Here is a 14,598-nt window from a genome sequence, read left to right on the forward strand (position 1 = left end):
ATTGTGACCACGTCCCAGCTTGAACCTTTGACTGATTTATTCAATGCCATTGAGCAGCTTAAAACTGCTGGGCACATCGAAGCTGCGTTAGCCCGTTATCGCGTTTGGCTGGCGCAGGCAGCGAATTCGCCGACGGCGTATGCAGTTTGGTTCAATCTGGGCGTGGAATTGGCGAGCTTAAAACGTCCTCACGATGCAATTGCTGCTTATCGACAAGCCATTGACATTAAAGCCGATTTTGTGCCAGCGCGGTTCAATCTCGGCACGCAATTAGAACAACTCGGTCAACATCAATTGGCGCTGACGCAGTGGCGCGACATTCTCGCGCAGCAGCAACCGGTGCTGCTCGCCGATCTGTCGCTGCACACACTCACGCTCAATAATCTCGGGCGGCTGCTCGAAATTGAACGCGAATATCCCGAAGCGGAGGCGATGCTGGCGCAAAGTCTCACGCTCGATTCCAATCAACCGAAAGCGTTGCAACACTGGCTACATCTGCGGCAAAAACAATGCGCGTGGCCGCTGTGCGCCGAATTGCCCGGCGTGTCACCAGCACAAATGATCGCCGCTGCCTCGGCACTTTCCACTTTGGCGTTGACCGACGATCCCGCGCAGCAGTTAGCAGTGGCGCAGCGATTCGTGACCGAAAAAGTCAAGCCATTGACGGAGCCACTCGCGCCAATCGGCGGTTATGGTCATCGCAAACTGCGCATTGGTTATTTGTCATCGGATTTCTGTCTGCATCCGGTCGCGCTGCTCACGGTGGAATTATTTGAACTGCATGACCGCGAGCAATTCACCGTGCACGGGTTTTGCTGGACGCGAGATGACGGTTCGCTGCTGCGGCGGCGCATCATCGCCGCGATGGATCAATTTACGCAGATCGGCAATGTGGATGATGAAGCAGCGGCGCAGTGTATTCGCGCCCAAGAAATCGACATTCTCATTGATTTACAAGGCTTAACCAGCGGAGCGCGTCCCAACATTTTGGTGCAACGCCCAGCGCCGGTACAAATCAGTTATCTCGGATTCCCCGGCACCAGCGGTCATCCCGCGCTCGACTATTTATTGGGCGACGATTATCTGCTGCCGGAATCTGAGCACGTGCACTACAGCGAACGACCGCTGCGAATGCCGCGCTGTTTTCAAGTCAGCGACCGCCAGCGCGAAGAAGCCGCGCCGTTGCAGCGGGCAACGTACCAACTGCCGGACGAGGCGATCGTATTCTGTTGTTTTAACAACACTTATAAAATCACGCCCGACGTGTTTGCGGTGTGGATGCGGATTTTGCAGCGTGTGCCGGACAGCGTGTTGTGGCTGTTGGCGGACAATCCGCAAGTGCCGCTCAATCTGACGCGAGAAGCCACGCAGTACGGCATCGATCCAACGCGACTGCGTTTTGCCGGACGGGTTGCGCCGTCGGTGTATCTCGCCCGTTACGCGCTGGCGGATTTGTTTTTAGACACTTTTCCGTTCAACGCAGGCACGACAGCCAACGATGCGCTGTGGATGGGATTGCCAGTGTTGACTTACAGCGGACGCGCTTTTGCCTCGCGGATGGCCGGCAGTCTGCTTCATGCTGCCGGACTTGATGCGCTGATTAGCACCGATCTGCATGATTATGAAGAGAAAGCGGTCAGTTTTGCGCATTCGCCAGAGCAGCGGCTGGCGCTGCGGCAACAGGTCGCTGCGTTGCGCCAGCAGGATTTATTCGATATGCCCACGCGCACCCGCGAACTGGAAACGCTGTATCGGCTGGCGCTGCATGAACGGTTGGGCGCAGACGCGCTGCCGGAAATCACGCCAGACGTGACCACCAGCGAGCGCCAATTTCTCCGCGTGTTCTGCGCACCGCAGCATCAAACCGACACGCTGCCGATTTTTCAGCGCGAGCAATGGCGCGAAATTCAGTGTCATCTCAACGCTGCTTCAACCGATATTCTCAGTACAATCAACAACATTACCGATGCAACGGTTGACGCGGTGTACATCAGCCACGCGCTCGAACATCTATTTTTTCACGATGCAGCGCGACTGCTCGCAGCAGCGCGGCGCGTCCTGAAACCGGATGGATTTATTGTCGTCATCAGCGCCGATTTGCAGGCAATTTGCGGGTTAATCGCAGCAAATCGCGCCACTGAGCCGCTGTATCAATCCACCGCTGGCGCGATCACTGCGCTTGATCTGCTGTTCGGTCATCAAGCCGCAATCGCTGCCGGTGACACTGGCATGGCGCAGCGCAGCGGTTTCACCCGCGACAGTCTCGCCGCTGCGCTGACGACTGCGGGATATGGGCGCGTTGGCGTCATTTCGCGTCCAGAACACTTTGATTTGTGGGCATTTGCTACCAAACGCTTGCTCGCTGCCGATGATTTTGCGGCATTAAGCCAAACAGTGTTAATGGCGTGACAGCAATAACCCAATAAAATATCAATTCTGCTATTCTGTGAATTGATAGATCATCACAGTAGTTTTTAATGAGGTTCAAGTGGCGGAAAAAGCATTGCGTTCATCAGTTCAGGGACAACCCTTTAATGATGTTCTAAACGAATTACACGCGCACACTTTTAGCGGTGTTCCGGGAGAATCCGATCCGTTTACCTTGAGTGAACTGGATCGTGAATATATTGCGTATGCGTTGGCGCTATATTATCAATGCGACCATTGTCATCAATATCATGGGCGCACGGTAGCGCGGCTGCGTGAACAATCGAATTGTCCCGATTGGGATTGGCAAGGTGAAATTGTCAAACTCATTTTATTCTTGCGCACCAGCCACGACAGCATTTCTATTATGGAATGGAATGGTTGGATTGAAGCGTGGCGGAATTTTTCTGATCGTGTTCATCATCATCGTCAGGGACTGGGTAGCAATATCGCTTATGCGATTGGCATTGCCCGCGCCGATGAACATTTAATGACAGTTGCTTTCGATTCATTGGTCACGTTGTATCCAGATGACGCAACGTTATTGGGTGTCATTCGTGATATTGATCGCGTGGTGGTTTTTATGAAGGCTGCGACCTCGAAAAATCGCACCGATCCGATTTTGCGTGAGCAATTAAAATCGCGTGGAATTCGCGTGTAACGATTGCGTTAGTTAACCGCAAAGCCCCAGTTTCTCATCGCAGAAACTGGGGCTTTTTTATTGTCATTTCAGCGGTGAACGCAGCATAAAATCAACGTGCACTGCATCAAATGGGAATTCAATTGCGCCATCTTCGCGCCGATTTAATAAACCGGCATTGACTAATACATGAACATCTTCGTGTACTGCTTTGACATGACAACCCACACGCCGCACAATTTCGCACAAGCTCACTGGACCCAATCCAGTAATTGCACCGAGAATTGTCCAGCGGCGCGGTGTTAGGGTTTGCCACAGGTCTTCAAGCGTTTCAAATCCCCGAAAGTTATCCTGTAATTCACCATTGAGTGCATTCAAAAATCGGGAATTAAGCGTATCTCGACTGAGAACGCCAATAGTCACTGTACTCATTGTTTTTCTCCATGATAATCATCGACACGTTGCCAGAATTCAGTCAATAGCGCCGGAATATCCTGAATTGAATCAGCTGCAGTGTTGAGACGATCCCTACTGCCTTTCTTATCCGGCGCATTATTAAAATGCAATACGCAAACACCACCTACAATTAAAGCCAGTCGATAACGTAAATGTGCATGATGTTCCGCTGTTGTATCAATCACTCGCCATACTCTTAATTGCACAAAAGCCTGTTCACCCTGTTTAAGGTGCGCATTAAAGAGTTCTTCAGTGTTTTCTGGTTTCATGGCGTTATATGGTGTGTTTGAAATAGAGGAATTAAGACGATTTCAAAGTGAAGCCGCCAACATTCGCGCTGCGCCGAAATCAGTTTTACCGCTGCCGAGTTTGGGAATTGCTGCCACTGTTTTTATAAACGCAGGAATTTGTAATGCCGGAACGCCTGCGGCTAATAAGCGCCGCCGCAATTCTTCAGCATCAATTTCGCCAGCGACGAGTAATAAAATACGTTCACCCTTGCGTTCATCCGGCATATTCACTGCAATCAATTCTAAATCCGGCTGTTCTAATACCCGCCGCACCTGCTCTTCAATAGCGCTTAAACTCACCATTTCACCGCCGAGTTTCGCAAAGCGTGAATAGCGATCCACAATCGTTAAAAAGCCGTCTGCATCTAAATGTCCTTTATCGCCAGTTTTATACCAACGTATTCCGTCGCGTTCGAGAATCGCTGCGGCTGTTTTTTCTGGCGCATCGAGATAACCGCGCATCACCTGCACCCCGCCGATCAAAATTAACCCGTCGGTGTCGAACGGCAGCGGTTCCAAAGTGGCGGGATCGACGATGCGGAAACTGGTTCCCGGTAACGGCATTCCGACGCTGCCAACGCGAGCAGTGGTTTGAATTTTCAGGTTTTCCGTGTCCAGTTCATCCGGCACGTTGACGCTGGCAACCGGCGTGGTTTCGGTCACGCCATAGCCTTCGTAAATCGGTTGGTGAAATTTCAACGCAAAGGCTTCGCGCACCGCTGGTCCCAGCCGTTCTGCGCCAGCAACCACCAATCGCAATGATTCCAGCATTGGCGGATAGACGCGACGATGCCGAACGTAGAGCCGTAAAAAAGTCGCCGTGCCAAACAACACGCTGGCGCGATGCCGCGCAATCGCTTTGGCTGCGCCGACGACATCGGTTGGATCAGGATGGCAAATCATCGGGATGCCTTCGAGCAGTGGCAGAAACGTTGTCACGGTTAAGCCAAACGCATGAAATAACGGCAGATTCGCTAAAATCCGATCGTTGTGTTCGACGTTGAGCACATCAGCCACTTGGCGCACGTTGGCGACGAGATTGCGATGCGTGAGTTCGATGCCCTTCGGCGTGCCTTCGCTGCCACTGGAAAACAGAATCGCTGCCGTCGCCTCCGTCGTGCTCGGCAGATTAAACCGCCGCAATAACGCCCAAGTCGGCAACACACTGACTCGCGCCAGCATCGTTACGGCGCGACCGCGACTGATTCCGGCGCGAATGTCTTCCATCGGATGCAGCGCCACGTCCGCCAAAATCACCCGTACATCAATCCCGCGCTGCGCCAACTTGTTGATAAACCGCTCGGCGGTGATGACATGCGCAATTCCTGACTGCGCCACGCTCGCCCGCAGTGCCTCGGCGCTGGCGCTGTAATTCAGATTGATCACCGTTTTTCCGGCGAGCAGTCCCGCGAGATTGGCAATTGCGCCAGCACTGCTCGTCGGCAACAAAATGCCGATCCGCGTTTCTGGCACTCGCTGCCGAATCCACTCCGCAAACAGCATGACGGCGGTAATGAGTCGCCGATTGGTCAACACCATCCCGTTGGAATCGATAATCGTCACTGCGCCGAGACGACGTTTCGCAGTGGTCAACCACGCCAGCGGCAGCGTCGGCAAGCGCGTGACGTGGATTTGCCACGCGATCACCGACAAATCAAACACGCGCTGTTTGACCACGGCGGCGCGGGTGTGCAATGGCAGCGGTGGTCCAAAAGCAACAATCACCTCGCGCCGCGCCATGCTGCGCCGATTGCGTCGCAGCGTCGGATTCGCAGCAGAAAACCGACTGCTCCACAATCCGTAGTGATACAGCGGCACAATCACGCCCGCGCTAGCCGCCTGCGCCGCCAATTCAAATCCACGCCGAAATTCGCCTAACTGCCCGTTTTTACTCAACGTTCCTTCTGGAAACACGCACACCACTTCGCCCGCATCCAACCACGCCGCAACGGTGCGAATCGCCTGCCGACTGCCGTCGCGGGAAATCGGCACCACGCCAACCGCGTCGAGCAGCCAGCGCAGATACCAACGTTGATAAATCGCCCGCTCCATCACAAACCGCACCGGACGCGGGCTGGCCATCTGCAACATCGCCCAATCAATCCAACTCACATGATTGCCCAGCAGCAATACGCCGCCGGTCGTCGGAAGATGCTGCGCTCCAATAATCGTCAATTGATACCGCGCAGCCATCAATCGCGCAATCACGAATTGCAATAGCGGCTGCGGCAATTGCGCAAGGCTATAAATTGCGCCTATTCCCGCAATGAATGCCAGCGCCAGCAAGAGTGATAAACTGCCAAGATTAAAATAAGCGGCTGCCACCGTTAATGCGAGAAAGATCAGCATTGCACTGTTTTGAACAAAGTTATTGGCGGCAAGAATCCGCCCCAATTCAACTGCTGGCGCATTTAGTTGAATCAACGCATTCAGTGGTACGAGCAGCAATCCCGCCAATACGCCAAGTGCTAAAAAGTTTAAAGCATGTGCGCTGGCGCTGGGCAATGTCGGCATAATGAATAACGCCAGCGCAATTCCACTTGCGCCAACCGGAATTAATGCAGTTTCAATGCGCTGCCGCGATAATCGCCCAGCAATCATTGAACCAATAATGATACCCAATCCGGCGCAGGCTAAAATACCCTGAATCACCACCGTATTCATTTCGCCAAGCGAATCTTTAGCAAAAGCGGGAAATACTGCCAACAACACTTGCGAAATTGACCAAAACAGCGCCAAGCCAACAATTGAACGCCAAATCACTGGACTATTCCACGCGGCGCTAAAATTATCAGTTAGATAACGTCCGCTGCGATAAGCTGCCCAATCAAATGCCAATAAATTACCTGTTGCCAACTGCGGCAATTGATACGCCAGCGTGACTTCAATCAATGAGCACAGCACCAATAGCCAACCGAGCGGTGCAATCAGGTGCATGATTTCGCCGGGTGTGGTAAACGATGCAGCAGTGAGTTGGCTTTCAAACAGAATGGAAAATACGAAAATGCCCGCGAGAATGGCGGTGGTTGTGGTCGCTTGCACCCAGCCATTCGCGGCAGCCAGTGATTCTTTTCCGGTCAATTCTTTGATGTAGCCATATTTCGCTGGCGAATAGATTGCTGCCTGCGCACCCAATAAAAAAGTCATCGCAAAGGCCGGCCAAAACCAACCAAGATAATAAAATAGCGTGATCGCCAGCGTGAGTGCAACCGCGATCCATGCACTAATACGCATCACTTTATTTTTCGGAAAGCGATCAGCGAGAAATCCCGACGGTGTAAATAATAAAACGAATGGTAGCAGAATGAGCGCATTAACAATGGCAGTTAATAAGATTTGCGCGTCACCGTCATAGGTTTTGAACAGCGTATTTTGAATGATAATTTTATGCCCCAAATCCACAAAAGCATTCAAAAAAATCATGACGATATAAAATAAAAATCCGGTAATGCGGAGTAATTTGCCCATTATAAACCTCGGCAAGTGATGATTAAATTAAATTGATGTTTCTAGTGCGGGTGGTTGCCAATCGCCAACGATAACACGATTGCGGCCTTCATTTTTAGCTTGATACAATAAATCATCAGCGCGGTGATAAACGCTTTCCCAACTTAACGGTATTGCATTGGCGTGATCAAACGCATTTGCTGGAACACAGAGTAAACCAAGTGATAGCGTGATCACTGGCGCGACTGCATTGCCTGTATGCGGAATAGCAAGTTGTTCGGTAGCAATGCGTAATTCTTCCGCAAATTTGAGTGCGTTGCTATGATTGATTTCAGTTAATAACACAGCGAATTCTTCGCCACCTACACGAAAAGCAAAATCACCGCCTCGGCGCGTATGCTCGCGTAATAGCGCACCAACCCGCTGAAGCACTACATCACCTGCGGGATGTCCGTAACCATCGTTATACAGTTTGAAATAATCAATATCGATCAATAACAAATGTAACGGACGCTGTTCGCGCAATGCGCGTCGCCATTCACGGGGCATAATTTCATGGAAATAACGGCGATTAAATAATCCGGTTAATTCGTCAGTAATCGTTAATAATACGATACGCGCATTGGCGTTGCGCAACGCTTCATTAAAACGCGTGAGGCGATGATTCCAAAATAACATTGTAAGCAATAACAAAATACCGCCACTAAAATATGGCCACAGCCAACGATAATCGACTGTTTGTTCATAGCGCACTGATGTCCAACGATCGTGAACAGTTTTAATTTCTTCGGGGCGCAGACTGACTACTGCTTTGGATAAACTTGATAACAATAGTGGTAATTCTTTGCGCACTCCAATTGCCAAATCGTAGCGTTCACTAAGATTGCCAGCAATTTTGATATTGAGAATGTTTTCGTGCTGTGCCGTCCACGCAATCGTTGGCATTAAGTCGATATAACCAAACGCATTACCCGCGGCAACAGCGCGGAGTGCGGTCGCTATGTCGCTGGCTTCAATGATGCGCATTGCTGGATATTGACGACGCAATAATTCAATAGCGGCATGACCGGAAACCATCATAAAGGTTTGATCGGAATAGTGATGGAGATCGCCATTAAAAGTGTTATCGGTGCGGATGGTAACGACGAGCGGTTCACTCAGCAGTGGACGAGTAAAATTGAGATATTCGCTGCGTTCTGGTGTGATTGCTGCACCCAGAATCATGTCGCAACGTCCAGCGCGAATCGTAGCGAGCGATTCATTCCAATTCGCGGTATAGATCAATTGGGTATTGCTTCCTAGTCGCTGCATGAGTATGGCGACAAAATCAATAAAAATCCCTTGTGGATGAGCGTCTAGCGTTAATGACTCAAACGGCATCCAATTCGGATCAAGGCATAGTCGAATTGGATCAATGCGATTCAGAAAATCACTTTCTTCAGTGCTGAGACTCAATGGTTGATAGTTCGCTGCTTCGCTATTAGTGAGCGGAGCGAGAAACCAACGCGCCTGAATACGCTGGCGCTCTGTTTCAGTGATTGCGCGTAATCCTTTATTAATAATGCTAATGGCTTCTGGCCAGTCATTGCGAACGCCAAATACAAGATCAAGGGATTCGTTAATAGATAAAGCAAATTGCAAATAAGGGCTACCAATACGATTGGCGCGATACAGCATTGCACCATTGTCGAAAGTCGCATCTGCTTGCCCAGTAGAGACGGCTTCAATCACGGCATCTACGCTGTCAAGTAGCATAATGTGCGAGCGCGGAAAGCCTTGTGCGACCTTTTCATCGGACAGATTGCCGCGATGAATAGCGATGGTGCGTCCATCTAAATCGGCGCGGCTGCGAATGTTGAGCGGATTGCCTTTAGTGACGAGAACAAACTTGTTAAGCCGAATGTAAGGGTCTGAAAAATTGAGATAAACGTGGCGTTCAGGGTGAATAGCGCCGGTGCTAAGACCGTCGATTTCGCGCCGTTGGGCTTGGTCCTGACGCAGCCGCCAATCACCGGGCAGCAGGCGAAATTCAAGACCGGTTAAATTCTGTATTTTACTAATAATATCAAAATCATAACCGCTTATTTGACCATCATCACCGACGATGACGTAAGGTTCCCACGCATCGCCAGTGCCAAGCGTGATGATTGGATGTGCTTGAATAAATGCCAGTTCTTCGGTAGTGAGGGTGACAGATGAGCTGGCGAATGCAGATGCTGACCATAGCCCACCATAAAATGCGAGCACTGCATCTAAAATAAATAACAAGATCAATTGCTTCACATTCATAAAACCCAGTCACGCCGAATGTCGTTATGTTTTAATCGGGTTGGATGTCATCCTAGGTGCGGGTGTTGCCGTTGGCAAATCAACGCACCTCCACTTCAATTGCCCACTTAACAATTCTGCGTTACCTTGATTCGTTTCCCATCACCTACCTCCATCGCGTCGGCAGCACCTCAACGCCGCGTTGATGGCGAGAACCCGAAACCATGTGCGGCATTGTTGGTATCGTTGGTAAAAGTCCCGTCAATCAATCACTTTATGATGCGTTGCTGGTGTTACAGCATCGCGGACAAGATGCCGCTGGCATTGTGACCTGTCTGGGTGAACGCTTGTTTTTGCGCAAAGATAATGGGCTTGCCCGCGATGTTTTTCAGACGCGGCACATGATTCAATTGCGCGGCAATACCGGCGTTGGACATGTGCGTTATCCGACCGCTGGCGCAGCGAGTTCCGCCGAAGCGCAACCGTTTTATGTCAATTCGCCTTATGGAATCGTATTGGCGCACAACGGTAATTTAACCAATGCCGATGCGCTTAAACGTGATTTATTTGTGGATGATTTACGTCATCTCAATACCGAATCAGATTCGGAAATTCTATTGAATATCCTTGCCCACGAACTGCAACAACAGGGCAAATTGCGTATTGATGAAAAAGATGTATTTAATGCTGTTTCTGGAGTGCATCGGCGTTGTCGCGGCGGTTACGCAGCAGTAGCAATGATTCCCGGTTTCGGTGTATTCGGTTTTCGTGATCCCAATGGTATTCGTCCATTAGTTTATGGTCGCCGCGAAACCGCTGACGGCACTGAATACATGATTGCTTCTGAAAGCGTCGCGCTTGATACAATCGGATTTAAAATTATCGCTGATGTCGCGCCTGGTGAAGCAGTGTTAATTACTGTGGATGGTCAACTTTACACGCATCAATGCGCGACCCAGCCCGTGCTTTCACCCTGCATTTTTGAATTCGTTTATTTCGCCCGTCCCGATTCAATTATTGATAACATTTCAGTACATAAAGCGCGGTCGCGCATGGGTAAAAAACTCGCCACGAAAATCAAACGTGAATGGTCAAATCACGATATTGATGTCGTCATTCCAGTACCCGATACTAGTCGCACTGCCGCATTGCAATTAGCCAACCATCTCGGCATTAACTACGCTGAAGGATTTATTAAAAACCGCTACATCGGACGCACCTTTATTATGCCCGGGCAAAAAGTGCGCAAGAAATCAGTACGCCAAAAACTCAATGCCATCAATTTAGAATTTCGCAAAAAGAACGTGTTATTAGTTGACGACTCCATTGTGCGCGGAACCACCTCGCAACAAATCATTCAAATGGCACGAGATGCTGGCGCACATCGCGTTTATTTTGCTTCTGCTGCGCCACCAGTGCGTTATCCGAATGTCTACGGTATTGATATGCCAGCCGCCAGCGAATTGATTGCGCACGGACGTACTGAAGAAGAAGTCGGGCGTGAACTCGGTACTGATGGTTTAATTTTTCAAGACCTCAACGATTTAATTAGCGCAGTGCAAAAGAAAGGAAAAAGTCACGTTGATCGCTTTGATACCTCGGTATTCGACGGCGTTTATGTGACTGGTGACGTAACGCCAGAATATCTACAGGCTTTAGAAACACGACGTAATGATCGTGCAAAACAACATCATTTAATCAGTAGTGAGAGCGCCCTTGATCTCTATAACTCCGACTGATGCTACATCTGCGCAAAATACTTTTTTACAACGTCAATTAGGAATTAGAAATGGTCTCTTTAGAATCACTGAATAGGGAAGATTTTAGTTTTGCAACTCGTGCAATTCGTACTGGTCATTTGCGTACTGCTGAAGGCGAACACAGCGAACCTATTTTCAATACTTCCAGTTACGTATTTGCCAGTGCTGCCGAAGCCGCAGCGCGGTTTTCTGGCGAACAAATTGGCAACATCTATTCACGCTTTACGAATCCCACTGTACGCGTTTTTGAAGAGCGATTAGCCGCATTAGAAAGTGGCGAACGCTGCGTGGCTACTGCATCGGGAATGGCCGCAATTCTAGCCGTGTGTATGGGACTATTAAAAAGCGGCGATCGGATTATTGCTTCGCGCAGTCTATTTGGCAGTACTACGCTGTTATTTAATAAATACTTAACCCGATTTGGTATTGAAACCATTTACGTTCCGTTAAGTGATTTAACTGCATGGGAAGCAGCGATTGATTCGCATACAAAGCTGCTGTTTTGTGAAACGCCATCGAATCCACTGACGGAAATGGTTGATTTGCGTCAATTAGCAGAAATTGCGCATCGTCACGATTGTGTGCTGGTAGTGGACAATTGCTTTTGCACTCCCGCGCTGCAACGACCGCTTGAATTGGGCGCAGATATTGTTATTCATTCCGCAACGAAATATCTTGATGGACAAGGACGTTGTGTGGGCGGCGCAGTAGTCGGCAATCATAAATTGGTTGGTGAAGAGGTTTATGGTGTATTGCGTACTGCGGGACCAACATTAAGTCCATTTAATGCGTGGGTATTTCTAAAAGGTTTGGAAACGTTGGAATTGCGGATGCTGGCGCATTCACAGAATGCCGCTCAACTTGCCGCATGGTTGAATGAACAACCAGCAATTGAGCGCGTGTATTATCCGGGATTAGCGACGCATCCGCAGCATTCACTAATTGGCAATCAACAGCGTACTGGTGGCGGTATTGTTGCATTTGATGTGCGCGGTGGTCAGGCAGCAGCTTGGAAATTAATTGATGCAACGCGAATGCTATCAATTACGGCTAATCTCGGTGACACCAAAACCACAATTACGCATCCAGCCACCACCACGCACGGACGTTTAACTCCTGCTGAACGTGCTGCTGCGGGTATTGGCGATGGATTAATTCGGATTGCCGTTGGCTTGGAAGCAATCGCAGATATTCAGGCAGATTTGGTGTTTTCATAGTTATTAAGTAATTGAAGCGTCATCTCCAACTGTAAGAGATGACGCTTCTTGGTTGAAAAGCACTGATCACTGTAAAGTCAATGGTTGTTAAACTGATTACTCAACCAATAAAAGTGATAGGGCGGGATGACAATCCGTTGATTAAAAAGTGCTGGCGATTCACCAGAAATCAAATCTTGAATTTGCCCGTAACGAAATATCCCTCGCGCATTTGCGCTAATTTCCTCTAAATCCAGATATTGTGGTGTTGCATCAAAGTTTGCTACTACTAACACTGAACTTGACAATGCTGTTGGATGACTACGCAGAAAGACAAATAAGTGTGGGTTAATAAGATCAATTAATTCACGGTTATTAAAATCTGCAAATGCTGGCGTATTTTTACGCACCATAATCATACGTTTAAGACCATAAAATAGTCGTTGTTCAACGCTACCACTTTCATGCCGTTGCGCAAGGCGTTGCCAATCAAGATGGGGACGATGAATCCAGCGCATATCACCAGCTTTGTTTTCATCACTTAAAAAAGAATTATCGTTTAAGGTTCCTACCTCATCTCCATACCAAATTAGCGGAATACCGCCGAAAGAAAGAATCATGCCGTGCAGCATGAGAATAAGATCAATCGTTATCTTTATTGCAATTTCATCATTTGCCTCTAACGCTGTTTCCAATCCGGCTAATGATGCTAAAGCGCCTGCGATTCGCGCATCTCCAGTTTTATGATTAAAGCCAAAAGTTCGTCCTCGTGCCGGTGAATCCTTAAAGTTTCCGGTAAACCAATCAATTAAAAAATGCCGGTGGGCATAGGGATCATAATCACAGGCACGAATATCTGCATCATCAAAACCCAGTCCAATATCATCGTGACAACGAATGTAATTTAACCAAGTTGCGCGATCTAATTTAGTGGGTAAATTTTTAATCCCACGATTAAGTAATTTTGCGTTTTTTGTGGCTACTGCATCCCACAGTAACGCCATAAAAGTGGCGTTATACGCAATCTCACATTCTTTAGCGATAATTGCATCCTCACCAAAATACTTGACGATTTCAGAAGGAGCAACAATTGCTTCTGCAATAAATAATGTGCCGGGCGCTACCACCTGACAACAATCTTTCATTAACTGTAGAATTAAATGTGCTTCGCGTTCATTTTGTGAGCGCGTTCCTATTTTTTTCCATAAAAAAGCGACGGCATCAAGACGTAAAATATCTGCTCCCTGATTTGCCCAAAATAAAATAATGTCTAGCATTTCAATAAAAACACTAGGATTAGAATAGTTTAAATCCCATTGGTAATGATTAAATACGGTCATTACCCATTGTGACATTTTAGGATTCCAAGTGAAATTACCCGGCGCTGTTTCTGGAAAAACTTCTAATAGCGTTTCTTCAAACATATCGGGAATATCCCGATTAGGAAAGGTATAGTAAAAATTTTGATACGTTTTATTGCCTGCCTGCGCTTTTTGTGCCCATTCATGTTCGTTTGATGTGTGATTCACTACTACATCAAGCGTTAATAACATGCCACGCGCACGCATTGCTTCTGATAAAAGACGAATGTCTTCTACATTACCAACACGCGGATCGAGATTGCGAAAATCACTCACTGCATAACCGCCATCGCTGGCGTTATCAGGACAACGCAGAATTGGCATGATATGGATCATGTTAATTCCGAGTTCTTGTAAATATGGCAGCCGTTGCAATAGGTTTTTAAGATCGCCAGCAAAACCATCTAAATAGAATGCCATCCCAACCCATTCTTGACTCATAAACCAGTTATAATTTTCCTCACGCTCCATATCAATTACCCGCAATACTTCAGGGCGTGCAATATATGCGCGAGCTAGCCGTTCCGTTAATTGCGTGAGTTGCGCTTTGAAATCCGGGCGCTGACCATACAGTCGGGAAAAAAGTGAATGAATTGCGTAAAAATTTGCCCCCAAACGTGTATAAAAATGGCGCAAATCTGCGCAAACCACTTGATGGCTAAGATCATCAAGAATGTCGTTTAATAAAGCGTGAGAAACTTGTTCATACATGGCAGGAATTATCAATTAAAAGTGGCAACTAACGATGAAAGC

Annotated in this window: 9 protein-coding genes; 4 read left to right on the top strand and 5 right to left on the bottom strand. The window is 48.4% G+C overall.

Annotated elements, in window-relative coordinates; genetic code table 11:
- Positions 1-3 precede the first annotated feature (3 nt).
- Positions 4-2,409: a methyltransferase domain-containing protein gene (locus CXB77_RS03920; protein WP_105072864.1), complete on the top strand. Its 2,406-nt coding sequence runs from the start codon at positions 4-6 to the stop codon at positions 2,407-2,409.
- Between the two features lie 94 nt (positions 2,410-2,503).
- A complete protein-coding gene (locus tag CXB77_RS03925; RefSeq protein ID WP_242445408.1) occupies positions 2,504-3,088 on the top strand; it encodes a hypothetical protein in 585 nt (194 codons plus the stop codon).
- Positions 3,089-3,151: 63 nt separating this feature from the next.
- Here CXB77_RS03925 and CXB77_RS03930 read toward each other — a convergent pair whose 3' ends face one another.
- From CXB77_RS03930 to CXB77_RS03945, 4 genes are read right to left on the bottom strand one after another with little or no spacing between them, the layout of a single operon-like run.
- Positions 3,152-3,499, bottom strand: a complete 348-nt coding sequence (locus CXB77_RS03930) for a transcriptional regulator (protein WP_105072866.1) — start codon at positions 3,497-3,499, stop codon at positions 3,152-3,154.
- Positions 3,496-3,792 (bottom strand): hypothetical protein, encoded by a 297-nt coding sequence (locus tag CXB77_RS03935; RefSeq protein WP_105072867.1) that lies wholly within the window; start codon positions 3,790-3,792, stop codon positions 3,496-3,498. The genes CXB77_RS03930 and CXB77_RS03935 overlap by 4 nt, the downstream gene beginning before the upstream one ends.
- Positions 3,793-3,834: 42 nt before the next feature.
- Positions 3,835-7,281 carry an acyl-[ACP]--phospholipid O-acyltransferase gene (locus CXB77_RS03940; protein ID WP_105072868.1) on the bottom strand — a complete coding sequence of 1,149 codons (3,447 nt, stop codon included), beginning with the start codon at positions 7,279-7,281 and terminating at the stop codon, positions 3,835-3,837.
- A gap of 27 nt (positions 7,282-7,308) precedes the next feature.
- Positions 7,309-9,543 (bottom strand): diguanylate cyclase, encoded by a 2,235-nt coding sequence (locus tag CXB77_RS03945; protein ID WP_172452516.1) that lies wholly within the window; start codon positions 9,541-9,543, stop codon positions 7,309-7,311.
- A 209-nt stretch (positions 9,544-9,752) separates the two neighbouring features.
- Here CXB77_RS03945 and purF point away from each other — a divergent pair, with 209 nt between their 5' ends.
- Together purF and CXB77_RS03955 are read left to right on the top strand one after the other, a co-directional pair.
- Positions 9,753-11,267, top strand: coding sequence for an amidophosphoribosyltransferase (gene purF / locus CXB77_RS03950; RefSeq protein ID WP_105072870.1), 1,515 nt, complete (start codon positions 9,753-9,755; stop codon positions 11,265-11,267).
- Positions 11,268-11,317: 50 nt separating this feature from the next.
- Entirely contained in the window at positions 11,318-12,505 is a 1,188-nt protein-coding gene (locus tag CXB77_RS03955) for an O-succinylhomoserine sulfhydrylase (RefSeq protein WP_105072871.1), read from the top strand.
- Positions 12,506-12,582: 77 nt separating this feature from the next.
- On the opposite strand, the gene CXB77_RS03960 is transcribed toward CXB77_RS03955, so the two are convergent.
- A complete protein-coding gene (locus CXB77_RS03960; RefSeq protein WP_105072872.1) occupies positions 12,583-14,556 on the bottom strand; it encodes an alpha-amylase family glycosyl hydrolase in 1,974 nt (657 codons plus the stop codon).
- Positions 14,557-14,598 lie beyond the last annotated feature (42 nt).

Source organism: Chromatium okenii (genome assembly GCF_002958735.1).
Classification (GTDB): Bacteria; Pseudomonadota; Gammaproteobacteria; order Chromatiales; family Chromatiaceae; genus Chromatium; species Chromatium okenii_A.

What these genes read in the sequence shown, in the direction of transcription:
- CXB77_RS03930 (WP_105072866.1), bottom strand. Translation starts at nt 3,499, where the DNA reads ATGAGTACAGTGACTATTGGCGTTCTCAGTCGAGATACGCTTAATTCC.
- CXB77_RS03955 (WP_105072871.1), top strand. Translation starts at nt 11,318, where the DNA reads ATGGTCTCTTTAGAATCACTGAATAGGGAAGATTTTAGTTTTGCAACT.
- CXB77_RS03940 (WP_105072868.1), bottom strand. Translation starts at nt 7,281, where the DNA reads ATGGGCAAATTACTCCGCATTACCGGATTTTTATTTTATATCGTCATG.
- CXB77_RS03935 (WP_105072867.1), bottom strand. Translation starts at nt 3,792, where the DNA reads ATGAAACCAGAAAACACTGAAGAACTCTTTAATGCGCACCTTAAACAG.
- CXB77_RS03960 (WP_105072872.1), bottom strand. Translation starts at nt 14,556, where the DNA reads ATGTATGAACAAGTTTCTCACGCTTTATTAAACGACATTCTTGATGAT.
- purF (WP_105072870.1), top strand. Translation starts at nt 9,753, where the DNA reads ATGTGCGGCATTGTTGGTATCGTTGGTAAAAGTCCCGTCAATCAATCA.